The sequence below is a fragment of the Paracoccus aurantiacus genome (assembly GCF_007993065.1).
Lineage (GTDB): Bacteria > Pseudomonadota > Alphaproteobacteria > Rhodobacterales > Rhodobacteraceae > Paracoccus > Paracoccus aurantiacus.
In genome coordinates, this window is record NZ_VOPL01000004.1 from 74,119 (window position 1) to 100,979 (window position 26,861).

Genomic DNA, 26,861 nt, shown 5'->3' on the forward strand with positions numbered 1-26,861 from the left:
GGGACTTCGCTGAAAGCAGGCTGGACGACGTGAGTTTCTATCAACAAGGTGCGCGGATCGGCGTCCTGACAACCGAACCCGTGGGGCTGCTGGACTATCTCGCGCCCGAGGGCGGCGTCGCGGAAGGGCAGATCGTGGTCTGCCCGCTTGGGCCGCGCCGTGTGATGGGCGTCGTCTGGGGCCGCGGCGAAGGCAGTTTTGATCTGGCCAAGCTGCGTCCTGTCGCGCGGGCCGTCGATGCTGCCCCGTTGTCGGCCGAGCTGCGCGATTTCCTTGGCAGGGCGGCCGAGTACACGCTGACCCCCTTGCCGACGATGCTGCGTATGGCCATGCGCGCGCCCGATCTGGACAAGCCCCCGGCAGAGCGGCGCATCATCATGCGCGCGGGGCCAGAGCCATCGCGCATGACAGAAGCGCGGCAGGCTGTCATGCGTGTGATTGACGAACATGGCGGGGCGAGCTTCGCACCGTCAGAGTTGGCACAACTGGCCGGGGTCGGCAGCAGCGTGGTGAAGGGTCTTGTCGCGGCAGGTACGCTGGCCGAGATGAGCGCGCCGAAGGACCTGCCTTATCCGCGCCTTGACCCGGAACTGCCCGGCAAGGCGCTCGCCCCCGATCAGGAGATTGCCGCAGAAGCCCTTTCAGCAGCCGTCGCGGCGGGCAGCTATGGCACGACCCTGCTGCGCGGGGTGACGGGGTCCGGCAAGACCGAGGTCTATCTGGAGGCGGTCGCCGCCTGCCTGCGTGCGGGGCGTCAGGCGCTGGTTCTGTTGCCTGAAATTGCGCTTTCGGCAGCGTTTCTCGACCGGGTCGAGGCGCGCTTCGGCGCGCGCCCCGGCGAATGGCACTCCGGTGTCAGCCGGACAGAACGCCGCCGGTTGTGGCATATGTCAGGCTCTGGCGATGTGGGTTTGGTCGTCGGCGCGAGATCCGCCTTGTTCCTTCCATTCCGCGATCTGGGACTGATCGTCGTCGATGAAGAGCATGATTCGTCCTACAAACAAGAAGATACGGTCTATTACTCGGCAAGGGACATGGCGGTTTTGCGCGGCCACACGGCCTCGGCACAGGTGGTGCTTGCATCGGCCACGCCGTCGCTGGAAAGCTGGGTCAATGCCGCAAGCGGCAAATATCAAAGGCTCGATCTGCGCTCGCGCTATGGACAGGCGGAACTGCCCGATATGGCGACGGTCGATCTGCGCGCCGAAGATATGCCGGGAGGAAGCTGGATTTCGCCTACGCTCGCCCATGCCGTCGAGACGCGGCGCGCACGGGGTGAGCAGTCGCTGCTTTTTCTGAACCGTCGTGGCTATGCGCCGGTGACGGTGTGTCGAGCCTGCGGTGAACAGATCGGCTGCCAGCAATGCGATGCCCGCATGGTCGAGCATCGCTTCCAGAACCGCCTCGTCTGCCACCAATGCGGCGAGTCGCGCCCGATCCCGACCGAGTGTCCGGCTTGCGGCGTCGAAGGCAAGCTTGCCCCGGTTGGCCCCGGCGTGGAACGCCTGGCAGAAGAAGTTGCCATCCGCTTTCCGGATGCAAAGACCACTGTGCTTTCGTCGGATCTGTTCGGTTCGGCGCGCGCCCTGAAACAGGCCATTGCAGAGATTGCGCAGGGCGATACGGAAATCATCATCGGGACACAGCTTGTCGCGAAGGGACATAATTTTCCGCGCCTGACCCTTGTCGGCGTGATTGATGCCGATCTTGGTCTGCAAGGGGCGGACCTGCGCGCCGCAGAGCGCAGCTTTCAGCTGATGCGGCAGGTTGCCGGACGCGCCGGCCGGCAACCGGGGGCAGAGCCGGGCCTCGCGCTGTTGCAGACCCACCAGCCTGACCACCCGGTGATCCGCTCGATCCTGTCGGGCGATGATGAGGGGTTCTGGGAGGCAGAATCCGGGATGCGTCGTGCGGCCGGCATGCCACCCTTTGGCCGACTTGCAGGAATCATCATGTCGCATCCCGATTCCGCGGTCCTGAACGCATTTGCCCGCGATCTTGCCGCCCGCGCGGACCCGATCAGAGAGGCGGGGGCAGAGCTTTACGGCCCGGCGCCTGCGCCAATTGCCCGGATCAGGGGGCGGCACCGGATGCGCATGCTGATCCACGCGCCGCGGCAGGCGGCCATACAGAAGGCGATCAGTGACTGGCTCGATCCTGTAAAACTGCCCACAAACATGCGCCTATCGGTCGATATTGATCCGCAGAGTTTCCTTTAGATAGGCAGCGCGCAGCACAGTCGGCGCAACTCGGCAGGAAGCGATGCCGGTCAGCGCCTTGACTGGAAAAACGCCCTGAGGAGTGCTGTGGACTCGGCAGCGGCGATATTGTCGTGGATTTCGGGGCGGTGATGGCATTGCGGGTGTTCAAAGACCCGCGCGCCGTGCTGCACGCCGCCCATGCGAGGATCGTCGGCCCCGTAATAAAGCGTGGCAATGCGCGCGGCGGATATGGCGGCGGCGCACATCGGGCAAGGCTCCAGCGTGACCCACAGGCGATAGCCCGGCAGGCGTTCGCTGCCTGCGGCGGCGCAGGCGGCGCGGATCACCTCGATCTCGGCATGTGCGGTGGGATCGTGCCGTTCCCGCGTCCGGTTTCCGGCGCTGGCGATGATCTGGCCGTCTGCGTCGGTAATCACCGCGCCCACAGGCACTTCGCCGCGGGACGCGGCAGCGCGTGCTTCGGCAAGCGCCAGCGGCATATGCGAGATGAAGCCGGTCATGGCGTTGTATCTGGCCTGCGCGCGGCAATGCTGCAAGAGTTCTTTCCTTTGCGGCCTCTTCGGCCTAAGGTCCGGGCTTTCGCCGCAGGGATGCGCCAAGGAGAATCGCTATGACCGATGCACAGAACACCCCCGAAAAGCCCGCAGCAGCCGACCGTATCGCCAAGGTGATCGCGCGCGCAGGCGTCGCATCGCGACGCGATGCCGAGCGGATGATCCTTGAAGGCCGGGTGACGGTGAATGGTCAGAAGATCGACAGCCCCGCGCTTGACGTGATGCCATCGGACAAGGTGACGGTCGATGGAAAGATGCTGGAGGAACCGCAGGAAACGCGGCTTTGGCTTTATTACAAGCCGGTCGGCCTCGTGACGTCGGAAGCGGACGAGAAGGGGCGTCAGACGGTTTTCGACGCATTGCCCCGCGATCTGCCGCGCGTCATGTCCGTCGGGCGACTGGATCTGAACTCCGAAGGTCTGCTGCTGCTGACCAATGACGGCGATCTGAAGCGGCGGCTGGAGCTTCCTGCAACCGGCTGGCTGCGGCGCTATCGGGTGCGGGTGAACGGCCAGCCCAACGATCTGACATTTGCGCCCTTGCGCCGTGGTGCCACCATCGACGGCGAGGACTTCGCGCCAATGGAAATAAAGCTGGACAGTCAGCAGGGGGCGAATGCCTGGCTGACCGTCGGAATCCGCGAAGGGAAGAACCGCGAGATCCGACGCGCAATGGCGCATGTCGGATTGCAGGTGAACCGGCTGATCCGCATCGGCTACGGCCCTTTCAAACTTACCGGGATGGAGGAAAACGAGGTCCGCGAAGTCAAACGCCGCACGATGCGTGACCAACTGGGCGGCCTGTTGACCGGCGAAACTGAAGAGAAAGAACGTCCCTTCCGCGCGCGCGGTGCCGACGACAAGCCGCGCGGCGACCGCAAACCCTACGCCCGTCGTGAGGACGGCGACCGTAAGCCCTTTGCCCGTCGTGAGGATGGTGACCGCAAGCCCTACGCCCGTCGTGAAGACGGCGACCGCAAACCCGTTGTCCGCCGCGAGGACGGTGACCGCAAGCCCTATGCCCGTCGTGAGGACGGCGACCGCAAACCCTACGCCCGCCGCGAGGATGGCGACCGCAAGCCTTATGCTCGCCGCGAAGATGGTGAACGCAAGCCCTATGCTCGCCGCGAGGATGGTGACCGTAAGCCCTTTGCTCGCCGCGAGGACGGTGACCGCAAGCCCTTCTCGAAGCGACGAGACGGTGAAGGAAAGCAGGGTTTCTCTGCCAAGCGTCGCGGTTCCGAGGCTGATAGGCCCGAGCGGAAAGGCCCGCGTTCCGGGCCGTCGCGTGTTGGTGACGGGAATGCGTCGCGGCCGGGGGGGCAGCGCGGCGGGAAGCCCGGCGGCCCGGGCGCAAAAGGCCCGCGAAAACCGCGCAGCTAAGGCCCAGTCTTCGCGAGCATCGGTCAGCGCCGGGCAAGGGGGAGGCCCCGGCGCTGAACTGGACTACTTCGTCAGGATCAGCTTGCCTGCGCGCGTGATGCGCAGGTTATAGACCTGATCGTTCAACGCGATCAGCGCCTGATTTCCACCCTTCGTCAGGTCCTCAGCTTCGTGGACGGGCAGCCCGTTGACGGGAGTAATGCCGCTGCGATCAAATTCTGCGGGGCGGGTCGCGGTCATGGCAGATCCTCTTTGCTAATCTGCGGTCAGACTGCGACAGCCCATGAAAATTGTAAAGTGTTTTTGTCGGAATTACGGATTTCCAGTGAAGCATTCGGCGATCCGGCGTCCTGTCGCTTCGAGAATGTCTTTGTAAGTGTCTGGACTAGTGTCTATGTCTGTTCCTTCCGGCGAAAGCGGCTCGCCGATGCGCAGGGTCGTGCCAACAGAAACGGCCTCTATCGCCGCGCGCGATTGATTCGCCTCGGGAAAGGCGCAGACCGCATCCGATGCCTTGATGCGCGCCTGTACATCGCGGATACGGGCTGCAGATGGCGTCGTTGCGTCGCCAAGTGACACGGCGATCGCGTCCTGCAGCCCATAGTGCCGGGTAAAATATCCATAGGCATCGTGAAAGGTGACAAACGTCTTGCCCTGCGCGGGGGCGAGCATCTGCTTCAGCGCGGCATCGGTTTCGGCCAGACGACCCTTCGCGGATTCGGCATTCGCCCGGTAGGTTTCGGCATTCGCGGGGTCAAGCTCGGCGAATTTCGCTGCGATGACGTCCAGCCATGCCAGTGCGTTATCCGGATCAAGCCAGGCGTGCGGGTCAAGATGTGCGTCAGTGCCGCCGGCAGCATGGTCATGATCATGCCCCTCATGCCCTTCACTCGCCGCGAAGTCCTGAAGTTTCGTCGACGGTTCATGCAACAATGCGATCTGATGCGGGCTTTCAAGCTGCTCGGCCGCACGCGCCAGCGACGGGGTAAGTTCCGGGCCGATCCAGACCAGAAGATCGGTGCCCTGCAAGGCACGCGCCTGACTGGGGCGAAGCTGAAAATGATGTGGATCGGCGCCCTGATCGAGCAGCGGCGCGACCTCGACCAAATCGCCCGCAACCTGCTGCACAAGCGAGGCGGTCAGGGGCAAATCGGTAAGCACATTCAGCGATTGAGCGGTCGCGGGTGTCGCGAGCAGCGAGATGAGGGCAATTATCTGGGCGCGCATGGGGTCTTTCCTTGTAGATGCGGCAGAAATGTGTATGTAATAACATAACAAGTCAATGGGAATGTTACATCATAACATGCCGACAGCTTTCGAACGTCACGATCATAGCGCCTGTTCACATGCCGCACTCGTCCGCGCGGACGAACTCGCCGCCGCGCGCGGGCTGCGCCTGACCCCCGTGCGGCGTCGTGTGCTGGAAATTCTGCTGGAACGTCATCGCGCCCTTGGTGCGTATGAGGTTCTTGAACGCCTGTCGGCCGAAGGGTTGGGAAAGCAGCCCCCGGTTGCCTATCGCGCGCTGGATTTCCTGGTCGAAAACGGGCTGGCGCATCGCGTGCAGCGCCTGAACGCCTTTGCGGCCTGCCAGTCGGATCATTCCGATGGCCATGCACCGGCCTTCCTGATCTGCCGGGTCTGCCAGAATGTAGAAGAGATGGACGCGGCCACCCTGCGCAGCGCGCTGGGGTCACAGGCAGACGCTCTTGGCTTCGAGGTCGAACGGCTGACGATAGAGGCACTGGGGCGCTGCGCTGGCTGCGCAGCAGAGGAATGACCATGGCGGACAAAGCAAGTCTGGCGAATCGGGCACCGCTGATCGAGGCGCGGGGACTGACAGTGCATCTGCCGGGTGCAGAGCGTGCAATCCTTCAGGGCGTCAACCTCGCGATTCGCCCGGCAGAGATCGTCACTGTGGTCGGGCCGAACGGCTCTGGCAAATCGACGCTCGTGCGCTCGATCCTCGGGCATGTCACTGCCCAGTCCGGCGAGGTCGAGCGGCGCGCAGGGCTGCGTATCGGCTATGTCCCGCAACGGGTTCATGTCGATGATCGCATCCCGATGACCGTTCGCCGTTTCCTGTCTTTGCCACGCAGTGTCAGTGATGCGGATGCCGCCGCGGCGCTCGCTCGTGTGGGTGCGGAAGGGCTGCAATCCCGGCAGATTGCCCGGCTGTCCGGCGGCCAGTTTCAGCGCGTCCTGCTGGCCCGCGCGCTTCTCAACGACCCGCAATTGCTGGTGCTGGACGAGCCGACACAGGGACTGGACCAGCCGGGTATCGTCGCGTTCTACCGTCTGATCGAGGATATCAGGCGCGAGACGGGCGTTGCGGTGCTGATGGTCAGTCACGATCTGCTGGTTGTGATGCGCGCGTCCGACCACGTGATCTGCCTTAACGGGCATGTCTGTTGTCACGGCACGCCGCAGGCGGTCAGCGCGGCACCGGAATATCAGGCGTTGTTCGGTGCCGATTCGGCCGAGACGCTGGCGCTTTATCGACACGATCACGATCATGCACATGACGGCGCGCTGCTGAACGCCCGCCACGACCACGAGCATGACCATGGCCCTCAGCACGAATGCGAGGCGCATGGCCATGCTTGACGACTTCCTGATCCGCGCGGGCCTTGCCGGGCTTGCGGTTGTGCTGGCGACCGGGCCGCTTGGCTGTTTCGTTGTGTGGCGGCGCATGGCCTATTTCGGCGACGCGACCGCCCATGCGGCGATTCTCGGCGTGGCGCTGAGCCTTGGCTTCGGGGCGCCGGTCTATCTGGGGACGCTCGGTGTTGCGGTTGCGATGGGCTGGCTTGTCGCGCATCTGGCGGGGCGGGGCGAGGCGGTCGATACTGCACTTGGCGTTCTTGCGCATGGCGCACTTGCGGTTGGGCTGGTTGCTGCCAGCTTCGTGCCGGGCCTGCGCAGCAATCTGGAGGCGTGGCTTTTCGGCGATATCCTGATGGTGCAACGCGCAGATCTGATCTGGGTTTGGGGCGGCGCGACGCTTGTATTAGCGGTGCTGGTCTGGCGCTGGCAGGGGATGGTGACGGCCACCGTCAACGAAGAGCTCGCCATGGCTGCAGGTATAAATCCGGCGCGTGAAAGGCTGATCCTGACGCTGGCCATGGCGATCATCGTCGCGGTCGCGATTCGCATCGTCGGGGCTCTTCTTGTCTCTGCCCTGCTGGTGATACCGGCCGCATCTGCGCGAAGTTTCGCCCGCAGCCCCGAGCGTATGGCCCTGCTTTCGACGCTGATCGGGGCGGTTTCGGTCGCTTGCGGCCTTTCTGCCAGTCTTTTCGCGGATACCCCGGCAGGGCCGTCGATCATCGCTGCAGCTGCCGCGATATTCCTGTTTATGCTGCCCTTCCGTCGGCCAATGGCATAAATGCAACAGAGCCTGCCGGCCACCGCTGCGGCGCAGGAACCTGGCGGTAAGGGCGGTGTTGTGAAATATGCAACAGTCAGCGCAAAGCCGCTCAACCGAAAGATTAATCCGGCTTTCAAAGCCAAGCGGTTTGTGAGACTGTCGCCCCGATGCTGCTGGAGACAGTAGCCTTCACAATACCAAACGGAGCATGATCATGACCAAATTTGCTACCTTCGCCCTGGCCCTCGGCCTGACCGCTTCTTCGGCTCTGGCTGGCGGCTACGTCGCCCCCGTCGTGGAAGTTGAGCCTGTTGTCGTCGACGCCGCCAAGCCGGCTTCGTCGAACGCTGGCCTGGTTGTCCCGGCCCTGCTGCTGCTGGGCGTCATCGCCGCAGTCGCTTCGGACGACGACGACGACGACTCGTCGAACTAATCATTGTCCGCAAGGACTTGATTTCGGAAGGGCTGACCTTGTGTCAGCCCTTTTCGTTTTTGGGGCCATATCGCGACGGACTTCGCAAAGCCTCAGGCATTTGGGCAATAAAAAACGCCCGGCAAAATCGCCGGGCGTTCCATTAATTCCACCGCCTCAGGGGCGGATCGTCTGGATGGTGACATAGCCCAGATCCGGCCCGATCCATTGCCGTGACACGGGGATCTGGCCGGATGCGGTCACCAGATACGAATTCTGGACTTCCATGCCACCGCCCTGACAGGTCTCGACGACCTGCGTTGCATTCCAGCCGGAACCAGCGAACGAGAAGTTCTTCCCTTCGCCGAGTGCCACCGTACAGTTCATCGGCAGCGGGCGCTCGACGCCGTCACCACCGATATAGCGGTTGGTGCGCGTCGCCTGTCCCGCGCGGCGGGCACGGATCAGCGCGGCAGTTCCCTCGACCTCGGCGACGGACAGGTCGTGGCCCAATCCTTTCGTCCCCGTCAGCATGCCCGACCGGATGATCAGTGCCTGCTCGTTCGGGGTCATGTAGGTGCGCATATTGCCGTTCTGCCCGACCATCGCCATCACCTGCATCGAGCCAGAGCTTTCCAGCCCGACGAGAATCAGCGGGGCAGGGTTCGCGGCAAGCGCGCGGGCCGCCATTTCTTCGGCACTCAACGGCGCTTCCGGCGCTGCAGCCTGATCCGCCTGACCGGTTGCACGTGCAACCGCAGGGGCGGCTATCTGGCGCAACTGTCCATAAAGCGAACCCTGATCTTCCTGTCCGGCAGAGCCGCAGGCAGCAAGCATCAGCGCGGCTGCACCAAATGCTGCGGCATTTCTTTTCAAGCGGGTCATCGCCAGAATTTCCCCCATCCGTCATAGAGATTGCTGGTATGGCTTTCGCGGACCGTTTCGTACAAACGGTCCTTAACGCGCAGACGCACGCCGCCGTCCCGTGCGATCGAGCGGATCTGTCCGCCGACACGACGCTTCGTCGGCGTTCCGATGGCCCACGTCACCGGGATCGAGATGCTGACCCCCTTGTCGAACGAGCCTTCGCCGAAATCTTCAGCGCTCATATCTGTTTTGGTGGCCCAGGCACCGACCCGCCAGCCGTTCTCGAATTCGCGATTCAGCGCCAGGGTCGCGCCCTTGTCACCCGCCAGATACTTGCCGACATCGACCTGGCCCCAGATCCCGTTGCCGAAGTCGTAATAGGCAGAAAGGTGGCCGCTGGTTACTTCGTAATCGCGGAAGCTGAAAGCATCGCGGAAATCGCGCTTGCGGACGCGGTTGATTTCTGCCCCCAGTGCCAGGCGCGAATTGACCGGTTTCCACAACACCTCGGCCGAAACACCACCAAAGGCGCGTTCCAGGAGGCCCGCCGTTACGCGGGTATAGGTCGTTTCGGTCGGCTTCGCATACCAGGCCAATGTAAGTTCGGGGACCGTTGGACTGGTATTGCCTGTATACATCCGGCTGTCGGACCGAACGCGCGGAATGCCGGTATCCGGGTCAATATCCGTGCCGAGCGCCTCGTATTCGTCCGGCGTCAGATCGCCCGGACCTTTCTGGTCCAGCGACCCGAAAGCACGTTGGCGAACCGTCCCCGACAGGATGAGACCGGGCCGGATTTCGTAGGTCGCGGATGCCTGAAGGCCGGCCTCATACCGCCAGGGCTCGTCCGGGTCCCACAGGCCCAAGGAAGCGTAGGGCCGAAGGTTCCAGGTGAATTTCGGATAGATACCCGGTGAATAGACAAGCCCGGCGACGCGCGGATCGGCGTCGATGATCTGGGCCTGCTGGGCGATATGCGCCGAGGCGGTGTTTTCCAGACGCTCGATATCAGAGCGGCGCAGGACGACGGATGAGGTCGGCACCCCCTTTTCCATCGAGGTGATAACAAACGTCTCGACCGACGGGGGAAGCGCGCGCGTCATCAGGCGCGCGGTCCGCCCGATCGCCTCGGCCTGCTGGCTATAGCGGTTGTTACGGATGCGCACCTCGGCACGATTGGCCGAAAGCGCCATCGATTCCAGCACCTGCCCCTCGCCGCTCAGTGCATCGCCAAGCGCGGTCTGTATCGCGGGCTGCGCCGTCGGATCGGCCGACCATGCGCCGGACCAGCCATCTGGATCGGCATTGGGTGCCGGGCGGGGGCGAACGGGCGCAGGGGCCGGTTCCAGCCCCGAGGGATATGCGGACTTACGCGCGTTCAGCGCGACGCTGCCCTTGATGCCGAAGACGTTGCCGCCGATCGTATATGCACCGATCTGATAGGTGTCGCCGATGCGGTAATTGACGCCGAGATTGAACTTTCCGTCGGGCCGTTCCTTGCTTGGATCGTCAACCTCGGGGTCGTAGTCGTCATAGGAATACTCGGCCAGCACAGACAGGCTGTCGCTTGCCTGCCATTCGACCGAGGCGAACGGTTTCACATCGCCCGAGAACCAGTCCCCGACGTTGAAATCGCCACCCTCATCATTGTAATCGGTCCGCCGCCATTGGCCCGCAAGACGCCCCCAGCCAAGTCCGCCGGACACACGCAGTCGCGGCGTGACCGTCTTCGTCGCGACCAGATATTCGCCCGAATAGACACCCGTGCCCATGAAATCGCGCAGACCGATGGCAACGGAAGGCTGCCAGCCCTGCGTCTCATTCAGCAACTGGAACTGAACGTCAAAGCTGCGATCGCTCAGCGTGTCGCGATTGGGATCCAGCCCGTCGATCTTGGAATAGCGCAGCGCGCCGGTCAGGCGCGGCACCGGCTGAAAGCTGATCGTCGTGCGTGTGGCGTAATCGCTGTAGCTGACCGTCGCAGAAAGTTCGCCCTCTGGCGGCGCGACGGCGGTGGGCGTGTCGATGGCACCGGGCATGCCATAGCTGTTCAGTGTCTGACCCTGCGTCGGCGAGGCGACGCCAAGCGCCGAGACGGAGGCCGTCAGCAGCGCGGTAGAGGTCAGGAGCAACGGGCGGAAGCGACGGTGCATGTAACGGTCCTCGGGAATTCGTGTCACGGCGACTATAGGCAGGCAGGCTGGCCGCGCCAATCACAGTTCCTGGGATGGCGGCGGGAATCCGCGCCCTGTTGCGGAACTGCCCTTTTCAGGCAGTTTTGGTGTCTTTGCGGCAAGGGGCCCACGCCAAAGCGACAGGCCCCCGCTTCCAAGATCGGGTCGTGCGACCGGATCAGGCCGGAGGCGTCGCGTCGGCGGTTTGCTCTGCCGGTGCTGCGGCCGGGCTTGCGCAGCCCATGTTGCTGCGTGTTCCGACGCGCAAGACCGCCGTCATCGGGAATTTTTCGCCCGACATGCTGTCGACGCAATCCGCACCGCTGAACTTGACCGAGAAGGGTGCGCCGTCGAGCGTGCCGATATATTCGACCCCGCCCGCATAGACGAGGCGGCGGACCGTCACGTTCCGGCCCGACTGATTTTCGGGCGTGGAATATTTCGCCGTCGTCCCCGACACGTCGACGCGCCAGAAGGGTTCGTTCCCGCGCCCGGTGAAGGCGGCTGTGTTCAGGGTTTCGGATTCGGCGGTCGCGGCGGCGGCCTGTTCGCCGGCGACCTCGATCGGTACGTCGCGGGGCGAGACGGCGGGATCGACCAGCGGGGTCTGCATGGGATCGACCGGGGCAGGCGGCGGTGCGGCTTCCAGCGGTTTGTCCCAGGGCATGCGGAAATCCTTCATGGACTGTTCGTCGCAGGCGGCGAGCGCAAGTGGCAACAGCACCAGGGCAAGGCGAAGCTTCATCGGAGTGTCCTTCATTCTGTGTCGCGGCGGTTTCTGTTCGTCGGCCTTTCCCGATCGCCAGTGCGGGTTACCGTTTCATTCGACACCGCCATAGCGTAATCGCCCCGAACCCGGCAAGCACCGCGCCGGCGATGTCGTCGGCTCGACGGAATAAAATTTGCCTGTTTTATGTGCAATTGTTGAAGCGATGCACAAATGGCAGACATATTGGTGCGAAATCGACCGCAAAAGCGTTTCTCTCTGCTTGAGAAAGCCGCAGATGCGCATTCTGGAAGACAAATGGCGATCATGGCGAAGATGCAAAATACCAACTCCGAACGCCCCAACGCGATCCGTCTGGATGGGGTCGAACTTGGTGCGCCTGTGTTTCTGGCGCCGATGGCGGGGATCACCGATCTGCCATTTCGGCGTGCGGTGGCACGTTTCGGGGCAGGTCTGGTCGTCAGCGAGATGGTCGCGTCCTCGGAAATGGTGACGGATCGTCCTTCGCCGCGTGCCTCTGTTCGTGCCAAGGCGCTGACGGAAGGGACCGTGCCCGTATCCGTCCAGATTGCCGGGCGCGAGGCTGCGCCAATGGCTGAAACAGCGCGGATCGTGGCGGGTATGGGCGCGCGGATCATCGACATCAATATGGGCTGCCCGGCCAAGAAGGTGACAGGCGGACTTTCCGGGGCGGCGCTGATGCGCGATCTCGATCATGCTCTGTCGCTGATTGACGCGGTCGTGCGTGCGGTGGATCTGCCCGTGACGCTGAAGATGCGGCTCGGCTGGGACGGCGACTGCCTGAACGCTGCGGATCTGTCGTCGCGGGCGCGTGACGCCGGCATTCGCATGCTGACCGTGCATGGGCGGACGCGGGCGCAGTTCTATACCGGCCACGCAGACTGGGCCGCGATCCGGTCCGTCGCGAACCTGCCTTCTCGCCCTCCGCTGGTTGCGAATGGCGATATCGTCGATGCGGCGACTGCGCGCGCGGCGCTTGCAGCATCCGGCGCCGAGGCGGTGATGATCGGGCGCGGGGCGCAGGGTGCGCCCTGGACGCTCGCGCTTGTCGCGCATCAGCTTTGCGGGACGCCGGCGCCGGTTATTCCGACGGGCGCCGATCTCGCCGATCTGGTTGCCACGCATTACGAGGACATGATGTCATTCTATGGCGCAGATCCCGGCCTGCGTGTCGCAAGGAAGCACTTGGGCTGGTATGCCGATGCTGCGGGTGCCGAAGGCAAAGCCCTTTTGTTCCGCGCCCCAAGCCCGGCCGAGACGCTGCGCCTTATCCTTCAGGTTTTTGCCGATGCGCCGGGCCCGGGCACGAGGGTTGCGGCATGAAGATCGAAACGAATTTCGTGCCCGGCCCCAGTTTCGACGCGCTGCCCCTACCGGGTCTGATGCTTGACGCGGATAACCGGCTGGTCGGGGTCAATGACGCGGCCGAGCTTTGGCTGAACCTGTCGCGGCGCATCGCGCTCGGTCACAGGCTGGATGACGAACTGATCCAGAGCAGGCTGCGCATCGAGCCATCGATCTGCCCGCTGCTTGAACGGGTGCGCGCCGCGCAGGGGCCGCTTGGGCTGCCACGCGTCCGCTTTGATCTTGGCGACCGTTCGGGCGGGCATCAGCCGCGCTATGGCGACATCCATCTTGGGCCTGCGCCCGAGGCGTTGGCCGAGGGTGTGACCGTGCTGATCGCACCCACCGATCCCGCCGAGCGGATGGAGCCGGGGCACGCCGCGCGCAAGGCCGCGCGGCAGGCCATCGGCATGGCCGAAATGCTGGCCCATGAAATCAAGAACCCGCTCTCGGGTATTCGTGGCGCGGCGCAGCTTCTTTCGATGAACGTGGCCGAGGATGACCGCGAATTCACCGACCTGATCGTCGAGGAATCGCGCCGCATCGTGGCCTTGCTGGATCAGGTCGAGCATTTCGGCGACACCACCGCGCCGGACCTGCGCGCGATCAATCTGCACGACACGCTTGAACGCGCCCGCCGCTCGGCAGAGCTGGGCTTCGCGCGCAATCTGGAAGTGATCACCGAATACGATCCGTCGCTTCCAGATGCGCTTGGGGACGACGATCAGTTGATGCAGGTGGCGCTGAACCTGCTGAAGAACGCCTCGGAGGCCCTGATTGGCGCACAGAAGCAGGAGGGCGCTTCGGCGCGCACGATTCGCATCCGGACCTTCTATGACGGCGCGCTTCGCGTGGATCGCAGCGAGGCTGAGCCGAAGGGCAGGGCGCTGCCGCTTCAGATCGAGATCGAGGATGACGGCCCCGGCATCCCCGACACGATCGCCTCGCAGATTTTCGAGCCGTTTGTTTCCGGCCGCGAAAACGGCACCGGCCTTGGACTGGCGCTCGTGTCGAAGATCGTGACCGATCACGGCGGCTGGCTGAGGCTCGATTCAAGGCCCGGCCGCACCGTATTCCGCATTTCATTACCAAAGGCCTGACATATGGACGGAACAATATTGATCGCCGATGACGACCGCAGCATCCGCACCGTGCTGACACAGGCGCTTAGCCGCGCGGGATGCCGTGTGCATGCGACCGGCAGCCTGCAACAACTGCTGAAATGGGTCGAGGAAGGTCGCGGCGATCTGGTCGTAACCGACGTGATGATGCCCGACGGGAACGGCATCGACACCATTCCCGCAATCCGGCGCGCGCGCCCTGATCTGCCCGTGATCGTGATTTCAGCGCAGAACACGATCGTGACCGCGATCCGCGCGACCGAGGCTGAGGCCTTCGACTATCTTCCCAAACCCTTCGATCTGCCGGATCTGTTGTCGCGTTCGCGCGACGCACTTGCGCGCCGGCCCCGCAAATCTGACCTCGCGCCGCAATTCCGCCCGGTGCAGACAATCCCGCATGCCGAGGCGGCAGAAGTTGCGGATCGAGAGCTGCTGCTGATCGGCCATGCCAGTTCCATGCAGGCGCTGTTCCGTCTGGTGGCCAAGGTGCTGAACGCGGACCTTCCGGTGATGGTGACTGGGCAGGCGGGTGTCGGTAAATCCACCATCGCGCGCGCGCTGCACGAATTCTCGGACCGGACGGGCGGCCCGCTTGTTGTGCTGACCCCGGCTGATGGTGCCTCGGACACGCTGGCCCGCGCGGTGCAGGAAGCTCGCGGCGGCACGTTGCTGATCGAAAACCCTGCGGGCTTCGATCCCGCCGCGCAGACCCGCCTTCTGGCACTTCTGGAGCAAACCGACAGCAGCGGGGACGCGCCGCGCCTCGTGTCGACCGCCGGCCCCGATCCTCAGCAGGAAATGGATGAGGGGCGGCTTCGCGCTGACCTGTTCTATCGCCTTGCAGGGGCGACGATTGCTGTGCCGCCCTTGTCCGCGCGTCGCGATGATATTCCGCCGCTTGCCCGACACCTCATGGCGCGCGCCGCGGCGCAGGGTCTGGCTGAGCGCCCGCTTTCGGAGGAGGTGCTGGCCGAGCTGCGCGGGCAGGACTATCCGGGCAATGTTCGGCAGCTGGAAAACCTGCTGCGCCGGCTTGCCCTGACGGGTTCCGGTCCGGTGACGTTGGACGAACTTCGCGAGATGCCGGGTCAGCAGGCCGCGCCCGCCGGTCAGGGGGCCGCGGCGCCGCGTGCGGTAAGCCGCCCCTCTGGCGGTGGGGCCGGGCAGCTTTCCGCGTCTGTCGCCGATCACCTGCAACGCTATTTCGACCTGCATGGCGATGCATTGCCGCCTTCGGGTCTGTATGACCGCATCCTGCGCGAGATCGAGGTTCCGCTTCTGGAAATCGCTCTTGATGCGACCGGCGGCAATCAGCTTCGTTGCGCGGAATTGCTGGGGATCAACCGCAATACGCTGCGGAAGAAGCTCAGCGACCTGAATATTCAGGTGACACGACGCCGCAGGGTGATGTAAAACGGTCACAGCGACGGCGGTAAGCGTCGCGTTGTTGCAACAAAGACGCCGCTAAAGCGGCGCATGACCGAGCAGAACGAGTTTATGTCAGCACAGGGCCTGACACCCATACGCGCGGCGAAACTGGCCGACCGGCTTGCCCGGCTGGCTGCGCGTCGGCGCTGGCGCACCTTCGGAACGCTCGCGATTGTCGTCGCGGCACCGGTTCTGGCGGTGCTGACGGTCATTGTTCTGGGCACGGTCGGGGTCACGGGCGGCTCGCGTTGGCTCAGTCTCGTTCTGGTTCTCGACTTCGTCTATCTGCTGCTGCTGCTTGGGCTGGTTCTGATGCGTCTTGCGCAGATGATCGCATCGCGACGCCGCGCGCGCGCTGGCTCTCGGTTGCATTCGCGACTGGTTGGCATCTTCGCGCTGATCGCGCTTGTTCCGACTGTACTTGTCGCGCTTTTTGCGGGCGTGGTTATCAATATCGGACTTGAGGGGTGGTTTTCCGACCGCGTCAAGGAAGTCGTCGGCAACGCGCAATCTGCGGCCGTGGCCTATCAGCAGGAGCACCGCGTCGATCTGACCGAGGACGCGACCACGATTGCCCGCGTTCTGCAGCAGGCGGCGATGGCGGACCCGCTGATCGACGACGGTGACTTGCGCCTGATCCTGACCGAACAGCAGGCCCGCATCCAACGCGGGCTACGCGAGGCCTATGTCATAGACGGGGCAGGCGCGATCCATGCGCGGGGCGAACGTTCATACGACTTCTGGTTCGAGCGCCCGGCGGATACGGATTTCGATGCGGCGCGCACAGACGGCATCACCTTGATAGAAGACTGGCGGCAAAGCGAATTCCGGGCGCTTGTAGCGCTGCCGCCGCTGGCCGACCGCTTCCTGTATGTCACGCGCGATGTTGATGGGCGGCTGCTTGGCCTGCTGGATGATACGCGCCAGACTGTAAGCGAATATCAGCAACTGGAACGTGATCGCGGTCGCGTCCTGCTGGAATTTTCGCTGGTCTATCTTGGCTTCGCGCTGCTGCTGATCGCGGCCGCGATGTGGCTGGCGCTGTGGTTTGCCGAGCGGCTTTCGCGTCCCATCGGGCGGCTTGCCGAAGCGTCCGAACAGGTTGGCGAAGGCAATCTGGACCTGCAAATTCCCGAAGCCGATACCGGCGACGAAATCCAGACGCTCGGGCAAAGCTTCAACCGGATGACACGTCAGCTGAAGGCGCAGCGAGAGGAGCTTGTCGAAAGCCACCGCGCAAGTGACGAGCAGCGTCGCCTGTTCGATTCCGTCCTGTCGAGCGTCACGGCCGGCGTGATCGGGCTTGATGAGGAAGGCGATATCGACTTCATGAACCGCTCCGCATCGCGGATGCTTGGTGTTGACCCGGCACGCGATCACGACCGTCCGCTTTCGGATGTCGTGCCGGAATTTGCGCCGCTTCTCGCGCGTTTATCCTCGACAGTGGCCGAAACGGTGCAGGACGAAATCCGCCTCGTGCGCGATGGGCATATGGAAAGTCTGTTGGTGCGCATGGCGGTGCGCCACGGCGTCGATGGGGGGCTGGAAGGCTATGTCGTGGCGTTCGATGACGTCACAGAACTGGTCAGCGCGCAGCGCATGGCTGCGTGGGGCGATGTCGCGCGTCGTGTGGCGCATGAGATCAAGAACCCGTTGACCCCCATTCAGCTTTCTGCGGAACGTTTGCGGCGCAAGTTCGGCAGGATCACCGCCGATCCCGAAGAACGAGAGTCGGTCGATTCCTATGTCGATGTCATCATCCGCCAGACAAATGACCTGCGCCGGATCGTCGATGAATTCTCGCGCTTCGCCCGCATGCCGGAACCGGACAGGCGCGAAACCGACATCGCCAAATTGCTGCGCGACACCGTGCTTTTGCAGCAGGATGCGGTGAAGGCGGAAATTGTCAGCGACATCCCGGCAGAGCCGGTTCGCGTAGATTGCGATGCGACGATGATGGCGCAGGTGTTCACGAACCTTCTGAAGAACGCCTCGGAAGCGATTGACGAAAACCGCGATGACCCGCCGCCGGACTGGCGCCCGGAAATCCGTGTTGAGCTGAGCGAAAGCCCGGATTCGGTCACCATTTCCATCGCTGATAATGGTCCGGGCCTGCCCGAAGACCGATCGCGACTGTTCGAACCCTATGTGACGCTGAAACCCGGCGGCACCGGACTTGGTTTGCCCATTGTGAAGAAGATCGTCGAAGAACACGGCGGCACATTCATCCTGACCGACGCGCCCGGCTCGGGTGCGCTGGCAGAGATGCGTCTGCCCCGCGAACGCAACCCCGTGCGCATTGCACGCAAGAACAAAGAGCAGGACGTGACATGAGCGACATTCTGATCGTCGATGATGAAAGGGACATCCGCGAGCTGATCGCAGACATCCTTCAGGACGAGGGTTTTTCGACCCGCACCGCCGCCAATTCGGACGAGGCGATGGATGCGCTGAACGGGGCGGAACCGGCGCTGATGATCCTTGATATCTGGCTGAAGGACAGCCGGATGGATGGCATCGACATCCTGAAGCAGGTCAAGCGCAACAATCCCGATGTGCCGGTCATCATCATATCTGGTCACGGCAATATCGAGATCGCTGTCGCCGCGATCCGGCAAGGCGCCTATGACTTCATCGAAAAGCCGTTCAACATCGACCAGCTTATGGTCGTTATCAACCGCGCGATGGAAACCAACCGCCTTCGTCGCGAAAACGCGCAGCTTCGCCGGGGAGATGTCAAGCTTGCTGAAATGCTGGGCGGGTCCGCCTCGTTCAAGCGGATGCGCGACCAGCTTGACAAGCTGGCGAAATCGAACGGCCGCGTCATGCTGACCGGCGAGCCGGGGGCGGGCAAGGAACTCGCCGCGCGCTATATCCACGCGCACAGCCCCCGCGCCGAGGGGCCCTTCGTCATCGTTCCCTGCGCCACGATAGAGCCGGAGCGGATGGAAGAGGTCCTTTTTGGCCGCGAAAGCCATGATCGTGGGGTCGAGCCGGGCTTGCTGGAACAGGCGCATGGCGGGTCGATCTATTTCGACGAAGTCTCTGACATGCCGCTTGGCACGCAGCCGAAAATCCTGCGTGTGCTGACGGAACAGCAGTTTGCGCGCGCCGGCGGCTCTGACCGGGTGCGGGTGGATTTGCGCGTCATCTCCTCGACCAATCGCGACCTGCCCGCCGAAATTGCGGCCGGCCGCTTCCGGCAGGAGCTTTACGATCGTCTGAATGTCGTGCCGCTGGCCGTGCCGTCTTTGTCAGACCGGCGCGAAGATATTCCGATGCTCGCCACCTATTTCATTCAGCAGGTCCATGAGGAGCAGGGTCTGCCGGTCCGGGAACTTTCCGGCGAAACCGAGGCGGCGCTGCAGGCGATGGACTGGCCGGGCAATATCCGCCAGCTCCGCAATGTGATCGAACGGGTGCTGATTCTGGCCGAGGATAGCGGTGCGATCAAACCGTCAGAGCTGCAGGGGCAGGGCGGACCACAGGGCGAAGGGGCCGACACGCTGACGCTTGGTCCGCGTATCACCGCCCTGCCGCTGCGCGAAGCGCGAGAGCTGTTCGAGCGCGAATACCTGCTGAATCAGATCAACCGTTTTGGCGGCAATATCAGCCGCACCGCGCAATTCGTCGGGATGGAGCGCAGCGCCCTGCACCGCAAGCTGAAATCGCTTGGCGTCGTGGGTGGCCGGGCAGTCGACGAGGAAGAGGATGCCTGATCAGAAAAGTGCGCGGCAATGCCCCGCGCCCTTTCAGGTTTACCGGAAGGCCGGGACTCGCGTCCCGGCCTTTTCTTTTGTCAGGTCGCGCGGCGCAGTTGCTGCAGCAGCGTCGCGTTGGCATAGCCGTCGGGCGACACGCCGATCCGCTGCTGAAACGCCTTGATGGCGGCCATGGTCTTTTCGCCAATCGCTCCGTCCGGCTCGCCCACGTTATATCCCATACGGTTCAGCAGGCGCTGCACTTCCTCTTTCTCGTTATGGGTCAGCGCACCCGCTTCGCGCGGGAACGACCCCACGATGCCCGGACCGCCCCCGATGCGATTGGCCAGCATTGCCACGCCAAGCGCATAATTGTCGGACGCGTTATACGCGCGGATCGCCATGAAGTTCTTCGTGACCAGGAAGGCCGGACCCTGCGCGCCCGCCGGTGCGATGATCCCGCCCGAGGGCAGTTGCTGCCCGCTGACCGAACGCACGCCCTGCGAAGACCATGTCGCGCCGGATTTGACGTTGCCGCGGCCGGTCTGGCCATAGTTGAAGCCCTGCGGCAGACGCACCTCGACCACGGCAGGCAGGCCAGGCACCCAGCCCGAGCGGTTCAGATAGGATGCCGTCGATGCCAGCGAGTCGGTCGGATCGTCCGACCAGATATCGCGGCGGCCATCGCCGTTGAAATCGACCGCATAGGCCAGATACGAGGTCGGCATGAATTGCGTATGCCCCATCGCGCCGGCCCAGCTTCCCAGCATATGCTCGGGATCGGTGTCACCGGCCTGAAGGATTTTCAGCGCCGCGATCAGCTGGTTCTGGAACATCTCGCCCCGGCGGCCATCGTAGGCAAGCGTTGCCAGCGACGGGATGATCTGCATCTTGCCGCGGTTGCCGCCGAAGTTGGATTCCATCCCCCAGATCGCCATGACGATGTTGCGGTCGACGCCGTAACGGCCCTCGACCTGCGCCAGCGTGCCGCCATAGGTGCGCGCAAGCCCGCGGCCCTTGGTGGTGCGGCTGTCGGACGCGGCGCTGTCCAGATATTCCCAGACCGGGCGCGAGAACTCGGCCTGTTTGCGGTCGAGGCGGATCACTTCGGGGTTATAACGTGCGATGCGCATGGCGCGGTCATAGGTCGCGCCGCTGATCCCGGCCGACATCGCGCGCGGTCGGAAGGACTGAATCCATGCCTGCAGCCCTGCTTCGGACGCGGGCGATGCGCCGGTGATCGGCGCGGGCGTCACCGACGATCCGGTCGAAACCGACCCGACCGGGGCCGCACATCCCGCCAGAACCGCCAACGCGGCCACCGAGATCATCAGTTTTGTCGATACTCTGCTCATTCCGTCCCTGCCTTTTGAGGTGATTTGCAGCAACGATAACGTAGCCGAGAGGCAAGGAAAACCGGGTGATTCGCGTCCTATAGCATCGGCGGAAAACCGCGCATCACCGGTGCGGCGGACACCGCGAGCGGGTGCGATCTGCTAATCCGCACTGTTCCCGGATACCGCGTCCTCGTCGCCAAAGAACGGCTGCATCTGGGCGACGATCACGGCATTTTCGTCAAGCGCGCGCTGCATCAGGCCGCGGTCCTCGGCCCCGATCTCCTGCCCGTCGGCCTCTCGCTCCTCAAGCGTGCCATAGCCTGTCACATCCAGCGGCGACATATCCGCCTGCTTCAGGATCGCCACCGTTTCGCGCACGGCCTCGGCCTCGTCCTTGCCGGAGGCATAGCACAGCAGCCCCGCGCCTGTCGCACCTTCCGGCAATCCGTCGCCCTCGGACCGGCCAACCTGCACCAGCAGCGTATAGACTTGTTGCGCCATTCCAGCCCCCTTAGAAAAATGCTCAGAACGGGAGTGCGCGATGAGCAAGAGTTTGGCAAGGGTCGAGGCCGCATTGAGCGAGGCGGGGCTGAACGCCGAAATCCGCGAGATGGGCGACACCAGAACCGCAGCGGACGCCGCCGCCGCAGTCGGCTGCGAGATCGACCAGATCGCGAAATCCATCATCTTCCGGGGCGAAGACAGCGGTCATGTCGTTCTGTTCCTGACCGCCGGCGGCAACCGTGTCGATCCCGCGAAAGCGACGGCATTGGCTGGCCAACCGCTTGGCAAGGCGGACGCGGCGCTGATCCGGACCGAAACCGGCTTTGCAATCGGCGGCGTCGCGCCGGTCGGCCATCGCTCCGCGATCGAGGCATTCATGGACCCCCGTCTGATGGATTTCGATACGCTTTGGGCGGCGGCCGGAACGCCGCGCCACGTCTTTGCAATCGCGCCTGCCGATCTTGTCCGCATCAGCGGCGCGCGGGTCGCGGATTTCATCGTCTGATGGAATGGCGCGGCGAGGGCACGGTGATCTTTCGCCGCGCGCATGGCGAACATGCGGCGCTTGTCGATATTCTCAGCCCCGATGCCGGGCGCGTGGCGGGTATCGTGCCGGGCGGTGCGGGGCGCAGCAAGGCAGCCATGCTGCAACTTGGCAATCGCGTGTCAGCGGTGTGGCGGGCGCGGTTGGAAGATCAGCTTGGCACCTTCACGCTTGAACCGGCACGCGCGCGTCCGGGGTTGATTGCGAATGCGGCTGCGCTTGACGGCATGAACGCGACCGCCGCGCTGCTGCGCTATGCGCTTGCCGAACGCGACCCGCATCCGCGGTTATCGCAGGCAACTGAGGCGTTGTGGGATGCGATGGATGCCGGCGCGGACTGGGCCGGCGAATATGTCCGGTGGGAATTGCTTCTGCTGGATGAGATGGGCTTCGGTCTTGATCTGAAAAGCTGCGCGCTCAGCGGTGTCGCGCACGGTCTGGCCTATGTCAGCCCGAACACTGGCCGCGCAGTGACGGCAGAGGCTGCTGGCGAATATGCGCCACGTCTGCTGCGACTGCCTGCGATGCTGGGTGGGCCGCCTAGCAATGACGAACTTGCGAACGCCCTGACGCTGACCGGCCATTTCCTGACAACGCGCCTTGCGCATGACCATGTCGGAAAGCCGCTTCCCGCCGCGCGCGAGAGGCTTGTCGCGCGGCTTACCCGTCGCTGAAGCGCAGAACGTGATCCGGCCCGCGAAGTGTCAGAGTTCCGGCCGACCGCGTTGCAGACGTGACTTGGCCCAGTGCGTCAAGGAACCGGGCCTCTCCGCCTTCGATCAGGCAGGCGCGGCGGGTCGAGGCGATCGCGGGCAGATCGACTACCGGCCAGTCGGCGCTGTTCTGGGCGGTGTAGGCGTTGCATGGGCCGGTGCCGGAAAGTCGGCTGTCTGAAATCTGCAGCGTCGCGGTTCCGGGAATCGGGCTGCCGTCGATGTCGATCAGCCGGTAGCTGCCATTGAAATCAGTCATCGTTGGTCCCTCGGCCGCACACCCGCTCAGCAAGGCGAGCGATATGATTGCGGCACCCCTAGAAAACCTCGTCACCACGCGCCTCCCTTCGGTCGAACACCATCATCAGCCCCGGACCGCGCAGCACCATGCGTGAATGATCGCGCCGGATTTCTGTCGCACGGGGCAGCATGGTCAGATATTCCGCCTCTGCACGCTGGCGGATGGGCGAGGCGCAGGGCATGTCGGTGGCATTCAGCTCAAGCGCGCCAAATGCGGGTGCGGTGCCAGCGCGCCGGCCGGAATAGGCATTGCACGGGCCGATCCCCGTCAATCGGTCGCCATCGAGGCGAAGTGAGACGTCATGCAGCCAGGGCAGGCCATTAACCTCCATCAGCTTCCAGTCGACCCCGTCAAGGCGTTGCCTGTCGGGGATATCTGGCGACCCGCAGGCGCCAAGCAGCAGAAGTGCGAGGATCGCAGGTTGCAGCTTCATGGGCATGTTTCCATTTCGTGACGACGCAAAACCTTTGCGAAAGGGCAGGGTTCCAAAAGACGCGCTGCCACAAAAGCGAAAACCCCCGCAGGCAGGGCCAACGGGGGTTTTGAACCTCATGGTTCGCTCGTCTTACAGAGCGCCTTCGCGCTGTGCCTTTTTACGGGCCAGCTTGCGGGCGCGGCGCACGGCCTCGGCCTTTTCACGGGCCTTCTTGACGGACGGCTTCTCGAAATGCTGCTTCAGCTTCATCTCACGGAACACGCCCTCGCGCTGAAGTTTTTTCTTCAGTGCGCGCATCGCTTGTTCGACGTTATTGTCGCGAACGTTCACCTGCATGTGGTTGTCACCACCTTCCTAGGTTAAAGTTGATCGAAATTGCAGGAAGCCGCCATATAAGTGGCAAACGCTGCTTTGTCCAGCCCTGACAGGAGCCAGAGAATCATGACCGACACGCGCGACCGGCTGGCAGAGGCCGCACTGACCCATGTGCCATTCGACGGCATGAATGCCGCGGCCCTGCGTGCAGGGGCGCGTGACATCGGGCTGGCAAGCGATGTCGCAGACGCATTCTTTCCCAATGGCGGGGCAGATCTGGCGGCATGGGTTCACCGGCAGGGCGATGCGCGGCTGGCAGCGTGGATGGCGCATGAAACAGACGGCAAGATCCGCGACCGGATCGCCGCCGCGCTGGCGAAGCGGCTTGAATTCGCGGATGCCGAACTGGTGCGCGCGGCGTCGTCAGTGCTGGCGCTGCCGCAGAATCAGCCGCTGGCCGCGCGCCTTTTGTGGGAAACCGCGGACAGGATATGGTCCGGCATCGGCGATATGTCGCAAGATGTGAACTGGTATTCCAAGCGCGCAACCCTGTCCGCGGTCTATGCCGCTACGGTGCTTTACTGGCTTGGGGACACGTCCGAAGCGCATACCGATACCCGCGACTTTATCGACCGCCGGATCGAAGACGTGATGCGCTTTGAAAAGTTCAAGGCGAAGGCGCGCACCTTTCCGGGGGTCGCCATGCTGGGCGATCTGACGACCGGCTGGATACGCGCCCCAAAATCCGCAACCACGACCGAGGATACCGCATGACCCTGCCTGACGCGATGCGCGCCATCGAGATTTCCGAACCCGGCGCACCGGAAACATTGGTCGAGACCTCTCGTCCCGTGCCGATGCCCGGCCATGACCAGATCGTCATCCGCCTTGCATATGCCGGCGTGAACCGCCCCGACGTGGCGCAGCGGCAGGGAACCTACGCACCACCGCCCGGCGCATCGGATCTTCCGGGTCTTGAAGGGGCTGGCGAAGTCGTTGCCGTGGGCGAAGGCGTCAGCCAGTGGAAAGCGGGTGATCGCGTGTGCGCGCTTTTGCCGGGCGGCGGCTATGCCGAATATGTCGCCTGCAATGCCGCGCATGCGTTGCCGGTTCCCGATGGCTTGCCCCTGCGAGAGGCGGCGGCGCTGCCGGAAACGGCCTTCACCGTCTGGTCGAACGTCGTTATGCGTGGGCGCTTGCAGGCCGGAGAGCGATTTCTGGTTCATGGCGGCAGCTCGGGTATCGGGACCATGGCGATTCAGGTCGCGCGCGCCCTTGGTGCGCGGGTTTGGGCGACCGCCGGGTCAGACGAGAAATGCGCGGCGATTGCGGACCTTGGCGCGACGCCAATCAACTATCGACGCGAGGATTTCGTCAAGATCATGCAAGAGGCGGGGGGCGCGGACCTGATCCTCGACATGGTCGGCGGTGATTATATCGCAAAAAATCTGAAATCGCTGGATATGGACGGGCGTCTGGTCATGATCGCCTTTCTTGGCGGCCCGAAAGCAGAGATCAATTTCGCTCAGGTCATGACCCGCCGGCTGACCATCACCGGCTCGACCCTGCGCCCGCAATCCGACGCCGCCAAGGCGCACATCGCGCAGGCGTTGCGCGACAGGCTGTGGCCACTGATCGGCGCCGGCAAGGTCGGGGTTCTGATTGACAGCGAATACGCGCTCGACGCGGCCGCCGAGGCGCATCGTCGCATGGAAAGCAGCAATCATATCGGAAAGATCGTGCTGAACGTGGCGGGCGACTGACGTTTCGCAAATCTCGCAACCTTGCTTCTGCCTGATCGTTACCCCTGCTAAAGGAGACGATCATGGCTGATAAGCAAGCACCCGATCAGGTATTCCGCAGCGGCGCGCTGAAAGATCCCAAACTGCCGCGCCCTGGCTTTCCTGCGCAGACGCAGCCTTTTCCCGGCCTCGCCTCGAAGATGGAACCGCGCCCCGATCATGGCGAGGCAAGCTATCGCGGCACCGGCAGGCTGAATGGCAAGCGTGCACTTATTACCGGCGGCGACAGCGGCATCGGTGCCGCGGCTGCGATCGCCTTTGCCCGCGAAGGCGCGGATGTGGCGATCAACTATCTGCCGGACGAACAGCAGGACGCCGACAGCGTCATCGCGGCAATCGAAGCAGAGGGTCGCAAGGCAATCGCCATTCCCGGCGACATTACCGACGAAGGCTTCTGTGCATCGCTGGTCGAGCAGGCGGTGTCAGCTCTGGGCGGGCTGGACGTGCTGGTCAACAATGCGGGTCGCCAACAGTTCTGCGAGGACCTGACGGATCTGACCACGGAATCCTTTGATGCGACGATGAAGACAAATGTCTATGCGCCGTTCTGGATCACAAGGGCCGCGCTGCCGCATCTGGAAAACGGTGCGTCGATCATCATCACATCGTCGGTGCAGGCCTTCTCTCCCTCGGCGATCCTGTTCGACTATGCCCAAAGCAAGGCTGCGAATGTGGCGTTTGCCCAGTCACTGGCCAAGCAGCTTGCCCCGCGCGGCATCCGCGTGAATGCGGTCTGCCCGGGGCCGTACTGGACGGCGCTGCAGGTTTCAGGCGGTCAGCCCACCGAAAAGGTCGAGGTTCATGGCAAGAAGGAACCGCTGGCACGTCCCGGTCAGCCGGTCGAGATCGCGCCCATCTATGTTCTGCTGGCTTCGGATGAGGCGAGCTATATCACCGGCGAATATTTCGGCTCGGTCGGCGGTAGCGGGCTTTAGCCCGCGGCTCAGCGCACCCTTTCCATGATGACCGCCTCGCGGCTGCAATCGGCGCGCACATCGGGCGCGCAGTCGCGGGGCTCATGGTCCTTGGTCAGGCAGATGCGGATTTCCTGCAGATCCTCGCCCCGGCAGGTGACGGTGATACCGTCGGGCGACATGCCGGGATTGTATTCCATGAACGCCTGCTCGATCACTGCCGGCGGGATCGAAATATCCTTGTCCAGATCGACAAAGTAATCGGGCAGGGTCACGGCGTTCCACGCATCGCGCGATGCCTGATAGTAGCCCGCAGCCGAAAGGCCCGTGCAGCGGCCATGCTTTTGCCACTGATACCAGGCCAGCCCGCCCGAACCCATGATATCGGCCATCCCCTCGCTTTCGCGGCGCGACGGATCACGCTCTGCCGTGCGGCAATTCGACGGCCATCCGGCTTCGTATTGCGGCCACAAACCATGAAGGTTGAAATCGACCTTGCGGCCCGCGTCGCATTGCGTCGTCCCCCGTTTGTCGCCCGCCGAGGCGCACCAGTTGGGCGACCAGCTGAGTGCGAGGACGTAATAGTCGAACGTTCCCGCGCGATGGGTCTGGGCCGAAGACGGCAGCGCACTGAACGCGGCAATGGCGGCAAGGACAAGATGACGCATGGAA

General features: G+C 63.7%; 28 protein-coding genes. 16 read left to right on the forward strand and 12 right to left on the reverse strand.

Annotated elements, in window-relative coordinates; translation table 11 throughout:
* The first annotated feature begins 20 nt into the window (after positions 1–20).
* On the forward strand, positions 21–2,219 hold the full coding sequence (locus FQV27_RS10860; protein WP_147098967.1) for a primosomal protein N': 2,199 nt from the start codon (positions 21–23) through the stop codon (positions 2,217–2,219).
* A gap of 50 nt (positions 2,220–2,269) precedes the next feature.
* On the opposite strand, the gene FQV27_RS10865 is transcribed toward FQV27_RS10860, so the two are convergent.
* A complete protein-coding gene (locus tag FQV27_RS10865; protein ID WP_147098327.1) occupies positions 2,270–2,722 on the reverse strand; it encodes a nucleoside deaminase in 453 nt (150 codons plus the stop codon).
* Positions 2,723–2,832: 110 nt separating this feature from the next.
* Here FQV27_RS10865 and FQV27_RS10870 point away from each other — a divergent pair, with 110 nt between their 5' ends.
* Positions 2,833–4,158 carry a pseudouridine synthase gene (locus FQV27_RS10870; RefSeq protein WP_147098329.1) on the forward strand — a complete coding sequence of 442 codons (1,326 nt, stop codon included), beginning with the start codon at positions 2,833–2,835 and terminating at the stop codon, positions 4,156–4,158.
* A gap of 63 nt (positions 4,159–4,221) precedes the next feature.
* Here FQV27_RS10870 and hemP read toward each other — a convergent pair whose 3' ends face one another.
* Both hemP and FQV27_RS10880 read right to left on the reverse strand, forming a co-directional pair.
* The gene (gene hemP, locus FQV27_RS10875) at positions 4,222–4,398 is read right to left on the reverse strand and encodes a hemin uptake protein HemP (protein WP_147098331.1); all 177 of its coding nucleotides are present in this window, start codon (positions 4,396–4,398) and stop codon (positions 4,222–4,224) included.
* 72 nt (positions 4,399–4,470) lie between these two features.
* On the reverse strand, positions 4,471–5,385 hold the full coding sequence (locus FQV27_RS10880) for a zinc ABC transporter substrate-binding protein (protein ID WP_147098333.1): 915 nt from the start codon (positions 5,383–5,385) through the stop codon (positions 4,471–4,473).
* A gap of 61 nt (positions 5,386–5,446) precedes the next feature.
* On the opposite strand from FQV27_RS10880, the gene FQV27_RS10885 reads away from it, so the two are divergent.
* The 4 genes from FQV27_RS10885 to FQV27_RS10900 all read left to right on the forward strand — a co-directional run bounded on the left by FQV27_RS10885 (position 5,447) and on the right by FQV27_RS10900 (position 7,961).
* Positions 5,447–5,938: a Fur family transcriptional regulator gene (locus FQV27_RS10885; protein ID WP_246133077.1), complete on the forward strand. Its 492-nt coding sequence runs from the start codon at positions 5,447–5,449 to the stop codon at positions 5,936–5,938.
* Between the two features lie 2 nt (positions 5,939–5,940).
* Positions 5,941–6,765 (forward strand): ATP-binding cassette domain-containing protein, encoded by an 825-nt coding sequence (locus FQV27_RS10890; protein WP_147098337.1) that lies wholly within the window; start codon positions 5,941–5,943, stop codon positions 6,763–6,765.
* Positions 6,758–7,546 carry a metal ABC transporter permease gene (locus FQV27_RS10895; RefSeq protein WP_147098969.1) on the forward strand — a complete coding sequence of 263 codons (789 nt, stop codon included), beginning with the start codon at positions 6,758–6,760 and terminating at the stop codon, positions 7,544–7,546. Before FQV27_RS10890 ends, FQV27_RS10895 begins: the two co-directional genes overlap by 8 nt.
* 196 nt (positions 7,547–7,742) lie before the next feature.
* Entirely contained in the window at positions 7,743–7,961 is a 219-nt protein-coding gene (locus FQV27_RS10900; RefSeq protein WP_377768796.1) for a hypothetical protein, read from the forward strand.
* A 156-nt stretch (positions 7,962–8,117) separates the two neighbouring features.
* On the opposite strand, the gene FQV27_RS10905 is transcribed toward FQV27_RS10900, so the two are convergent.
* The 3 genes from FQV27_RS10905 to FQV27_RS10915 all read right to left on the reverse strand — a co-directional run bounded on the left by FQV27_RS10905 (position 8,118) and on the right by FQV27_RS10915 (position 11,726).
* A complete protein-coding gene (locus FQV27_RS10905) occupies positions 8,118–8,825 on the reverse strand; it encodes a YjbF family lipoprotein (RefSeq protein ID WP_147098341.1) in 708 nt (235 codons plus the stop codon).
* On the reverse strand, positions 8,822–10,960 hold the full coding sequence (locus tag FQV27_RS10910; protein ID WP_147098343.1) for a YjbH domain-containing protein: 2,139 nt from the start codon (positions 10,958–10,960) through the stop codon (positions 8,822–8,824). The genes FQV27_RS10905 and FQV27_RS10910 overlap by 4 nt, the downstream gene beginning before the upstream one ends.
* Before the next feature lie 199 nt (positions 10,961–11,159).
* Positions 11,160–11,726 carry a COG3650 family protein gene (locus tag FQV27_RS10915; RefSeq protein ID WP_147098345.1) on the reverse strand — a complete coding sequence of 189 codons (567 nt, stop codon included), beginning with the start codon at positions 11,724–11,726 and terminating at the stop codon, positions 11,160–11,162.
* Positions 11,727–12,023: 297 nt separating this feature from the next.
* On the opposite strand from FQV27_RS10915, the gene dusB reads away from it, so the two are divergent.
* From dusB to ntrX, 5 genes are all read left to right on the forward strand, one after another.
* Positions 12,024–13,052: a tRNA dihydrouridine synthase DusB gene (dusB, locus tag FQV27_RS10920; RefSeq protein ID WP_147098971.1), complete on the forward strand. Its 1,029-nt coding sequence runs from the start codon at positions 12,024–12,026 to the stop codon at positions 13,050–13,052.
* A complete protein-coding gene (locus FQV27_RS10925) occupies positions 13,049–14,173 on the forward strand; it encodes a two-component system sensor histidine kinase NtrB (RefSeq protein WP_147098347.1) in 1,125 nt (374 codons plus the stop codon). The genes dusB and FQV27_RS10925 overlap by 4 nt, the downstream gene beginning before the upstream one ends.
* Before the next feature lie 3 nt (positions 14,174–14,176).
* A complete protein-coding gene (locus FQV27_RS10930; RefSeq protein ID WP_147098349.1) occupies positions 14,177–15,607 on the forward strand; it encodes a response regulator in 1,431 nt (476 codons plus the stop codon).
* 63 nt (positions 15,608–15,670) lie between these two features.
* Positions 15,671–17,956 carry a sensor histidine kinase NtrY-like gene (locus tag FQV27_RS10935; RefSeq protein WP_342779886.1) on the forward strand — a complete coding sequence of 762 codons (2,286 nt, stop codon included), beginning with the start codon at positions 15,671–15,673 and terminating at the stop codon, positions 17,954–17,956.
* The gene (gene ntrX, locus FQV27_RS10940; protein WP_147098351.1) at positions 17,953–19,341 is read left to right on the forward strand and encodes a nitrogen assimilation response regulator NtrX; all 1,389 of its coding nucleotides are present in this window, start codon (positions 17,953–17,955) and stop codon (positions 19,339–19,341) included. Before FQV27_RS10935 ends, ntrX begins: the two co-directional genes overlap by 4 nt.
* A gap of 80 nt (positions 19,342–19,421) precedes the next feature.
* Here the strand turns inward: ntrX and FQV27_RS10945 are convergent, their stop codons facing one another.
* Both FQV27_RS10945 and FQV27_RS10950 read right to left on the reverse strand, forming a co-directional pair.
* Positions 19,422–20,678, reverse strand: coding sequence for a lytic murein transglycosylase (locus FQV27_RS10945; protein WP_147098353.1), 1,257 nt, complete (start codon positions 20,676–20,678; stop codon positions 19,422–19,424).
* A 141-nt stretch (positions 20,679–20,819) separates the two neighbouring features.
* Positions 20,820–21,161 carry a hypothetical protein gene (locus FQV27_RS10950; protein WP_222611692.1) on the reverse strand — a complete coding sequence of 114 codons (342 nt, stop codon included), beginning with the start codon at positions 21,159–21,161 and terminating at the stop codon, positions 20,820–20,822.
* A gap of 40 nt (positions 21,162–21,201) precedes the next feature.
* Here FQV27_RS10950 and FQV27_RS10955 point away from each other — a divergent pair, with 40 nt between their 5' ends.
* On the forward strand, positions 21,202–21,669 hold the full coding sequence (locus FQV27_RS10955) for a YbaK/EbsC family protein (protein ID WP_147098354.1): 468 nt from the start codon (positions 21,202–21,204) through the stop codon (positions 21,667–21,669).
* A complete protein-coding gene (recO, locus tag FQV27_RS10960; RefSeq protein WP_147098356.1) occupies positions 21,669–22,382 on the forward strand; it encodes a DNA repair protein RecO in 714 nt (237 codons plus the stop codon). Before FQV27_RS10955 ends, recO begins: the two co-directional genes overlap by 1 nt.
* Here the strand turns inward: recO and FQV27_RS10965 are convergent.
* From FQV27_RS10965 to rpsU, 3 genes are all read right to left on the reverse strand, one after another.
* Complete coding sequence (locus tag FQV27_RS10965; protein WP_147098358.1) at positions 22,369–22,680, reverse strand: META domain-containing protein; 312 nt, start codon at positions 22,678–22,680, stop codon at positions 22,369–22,371. The two genes, recO and FQV27_RS10965, sit on opposite strands and share 14 nt — an antisense overlap.
* Positions 22,681–22,738: 58 nt before the next feature.
* Complete coding sequence (locus FQV27_RS10970; protein WP_186827283.1) at positions 22,739–23,155, reverse strand: META domain-containing protein; 417 nt, start codon at positions 23,153–23,155, stop codon at positions 22,739–22,741.
* A 132-nt stretch (positions 23,156–23,287) separates the two neighbouring features.
* Positions 23,288–23,494 (reverse strand): 30S ribosomal protein S21, encoded by a 207-nt coding sequence (gene rpsU, locus FQV27_RS10975; RefSeq protein ID WP_147098363.1) that lies wholly within the window; start codon positions 23,492–23,494, stop codon positions 23,288–23,290.
* Between the two features lie 105 nt (positions 23,495–23,599).
* On the opposite strand from rpsU, the gene FQV27_RS10980 reads away from it, so the two are divergent.
* From FQV27_RS10980 to FQV27_RS10990, 3 genes are all read left to right on the forward strand, one after another.
* Positions 23,600–24,247, forward strand: a complete 648-nt coding sequence (locus FQV27_RS10980) for a COQ9 family protein (protein ID WP_147098365.1) — start codon at positions 23,600–23,602, stop codon at positions 24,245–24,247.
* A complete protein-coding gene (locus FQV27_RS10985) occupies positions 24,244–25,236 on the forward strand; it encodes an NAD(P)H-quinone oxidoreductase (RefSeq protein WP_147098368.1) in 993 nt (330 codons plus the stop codon). Before FQV27_RS10980 ends, FQV27_RS10985 begins: the two co-directional genes overlap by 4 nt.
* A 62-nt stretch (positions 25,237–25,298) precedes the next feature.
* Positions 25,299–26,210, forward strand: coding sequence for an SDR family oxidoreductase (locus FQV27_RS10990; protein ID WP_147098370.1), 912 nt, complete (start codon positions 25,299–25,301; stop codon positions 26,208–26,210).
* An 8-nt stretch (positions 26,211–26,218) separates the two neighbouring features.
* Here FQV27_RS10990 and FQV27_RS10995 read toward each other — a convergent pair whose 3' ends face one another.
* Positions 26,219–26,857: a ribonuclease T2 family protein gene (locus FQV27_RS10995; protein WP_147098372.1), complete on the reverse strand. Its 639-nt coding sequence runs from the start codon at positions 26,855–26,857 to the stop codon at positions 26,219–26,221.
* Positions 26,858–26,861: the final 4 nt, after the last annotated feature.

Excerpts from the sequence above, each read along its gene's own strand:
- FQV27_RS10955 (WP_147098354.1), top strand. The coding sequence starts at position 21,202 with ATGAGCAAGAGTTTGGCAAGGGTCGAGGCCGCATTGAGCGAGGCGGGG.
- FQV27_RS10885 (WP_246133077.1), top strand. The coding sequence starts at position 5,447 with ATGTTACATCATAACATGCCGACAGCTTTCGAACGTCACGATCATAGC.
- FQV27_RS10970 (WP_186827283.1), bottom strand. The coding sequence starts at position 23,155 with ATGAAGCTGCAACCTGCGATCCTCGCACTTCTGCTGCTTGGCGCCTGC.
- FQV27_RS10965 (WP_147098358.1), bottom strand. The coding sequence starts at position 22,680 with ATGACTGATTTCAATGGCAGCTACCGGCTGATCGACATCGACGGCAGC.
- rpsU (WP_147098363.1), bottom strand. The coding sequence starts at position 23,494 with ATGCAGGTGAACGTTCGCGACAATAACGTCGAACAAGCGATGCGCGCA.
- FQV27_RS10950 (WP_222611692.1), bottom strand. The coding sequence starts at position 21,161 with ATGGCGCAACAAGTCTATACGCTGCTGGTGCAGGTTGGCCGGTCCGAG.
- hemP (WP_147098331.1), bottom strand. The coding sequence starts at position 4,398 with ATGACCGCGACCCGCCCCGCAGAATTTGATCGCAGCGGCATTACTCCC.
- FQV27_RS10895 (WP_147098969.1), top strand. The coding sequence starts at position 6,758 with ATGCTTGACGACTTCCTGATCCGCGCGGGCCTTGCCGGGCTTGCGGTT.
- FQV27_RS10910 (WP_147098343.1), bottom strand. The coding sequence starts at position 10,960 with ATGCACCGTCGCTTCCGCCCGTTGCTCCTGACCTCTACCGCGCTGCTG.
- FQV27_RS10865 (WP_147098327.1), bottom strand. The coding sequence starts at position 2,722 with ATGACCGGCTTCATCTCGCATATGCCGCTGGCGCTTGCCGAAGCACGC.
- FQV27_RS10980 (WP_147098365.1), top strand. The coding sequence starts at position 23,600 with ATGACCGACACGCGCGACCGGCTGGCAGAGGCCGCACTGACCCATGTG.
- FQV27_RS10945 (WP_147098353.1), bottom strand. The coding sequence starts at position 20,678 with ATGAGCAGAGTATCGACAAAACTGATGATCTCGGTGGCCGCGTTGGCG.
- FQV27_RS10990 (WP_147098370.1), top strand. The coding sequence starts at position 25,299 with ATGGCTGATAAGCAAGCACCCGATCAGGTATTCCGCAGCGGCGCGCTG.
- FQV27_RS10915 (WP_147098345.1), bottom strand. The coding sequence starts at position 11,726 with ATGAAGCTTCGCCTTGCCCTGGTGCTGTTGCCACTTGCGCTCGCCGCC.
- FQV27_RS10880 (WP_147098333.1), bottom strand. The coding sequence starts at position 5,385 with ATGCGCGCCCAGATAATTGCCCTCATCTCGCTGCTCGCGACACCCGCG.
- FQV27_RS10985 (WP_147098368.1), top strand. The coding sequence starts at position 24,244 with ATGACCCTGCCTGACGCGATGCGCGCCATCGAGATTTCCGAACCCGGC.
- FQV27_RS10870 (WP_147098329.1), top strand. The coding sequence starts at position 2,833 with ATGACCGATGCACAGAACACCCCCGAAAAGCCCGCAGCAGCCGACCGT.
- FQV27_RS10995 (WP_147098372.1), bottom strand. The coding sequence starts at position 26,857 with ATGCGTCATCTTGTCCTTGCCGCCATTGCCGCGTTCAGTGCGCTGCCG.
- FQV27_RS10930 (WP_147098349.1), top strand. The coding sequence starts at position 14,177 with ATGGACGGAACAATATTGATCGCCGATGACGACCGCAGCATCCGCACC.
- ntrX (WP_147098351.1), top strand. The coding sequence starts at position 17,953 with ATGAGCGACATTCTGATCGTCGATGATGAAAGGGACATCCGCGAGCTG.
- FQV27_RS10900 (WP_377768796.1), top strand. The coding sequence starts at position 7,743 with ATGACCAAATTTGCTACCTTCGCCCTGGCCCTCGGCCTGACCGCTTCT.
- FQV27_RS10925 (WP_147098347.1), top strand. The coding sequence starts at position 13,049 with ATGAAGATCGAAACGAATTTCGTGCCCGGCCCCAGTTTCGACGCGCTG.
- FQV27_RS10890 (WP_147098337.1), top strand. The coding sequence starts at position 5,941 with ATGGCGGACAAAGCAAGTCTGGCGAATCGGGCACCGCTGATCGAGGCG.
- FQV27_RS10905 (WP_147098341.1), bottom strand. The coding sequence starts at position 8,825 with ATGACCCGCTTGAAAAGAAATGCCGCAGCATTTGGTGCAGCCGCGCTG.
- dusB (WP_147098971.1), top strand. The coding sequence starts at position 12,024 with ATGCAAAATACCAACTCCGAACGCCCCAACGCGATCCGTCTGGATGGG.
- FQV27_RS10935 (WP_342779886.1), top strand. The coding sequence starts at position 15,671 with ATGACCGAGCAGAACGAGTTTATGTCAGCACAGGGCCTGACACCCATA.
- recO (WP_147098356.1), top strand. The coding sequence starts at position 21,669 with ATGGAATGGCGCGGCGAGGGCACGGTGATCTTTCGCCGCGCGCATGGC.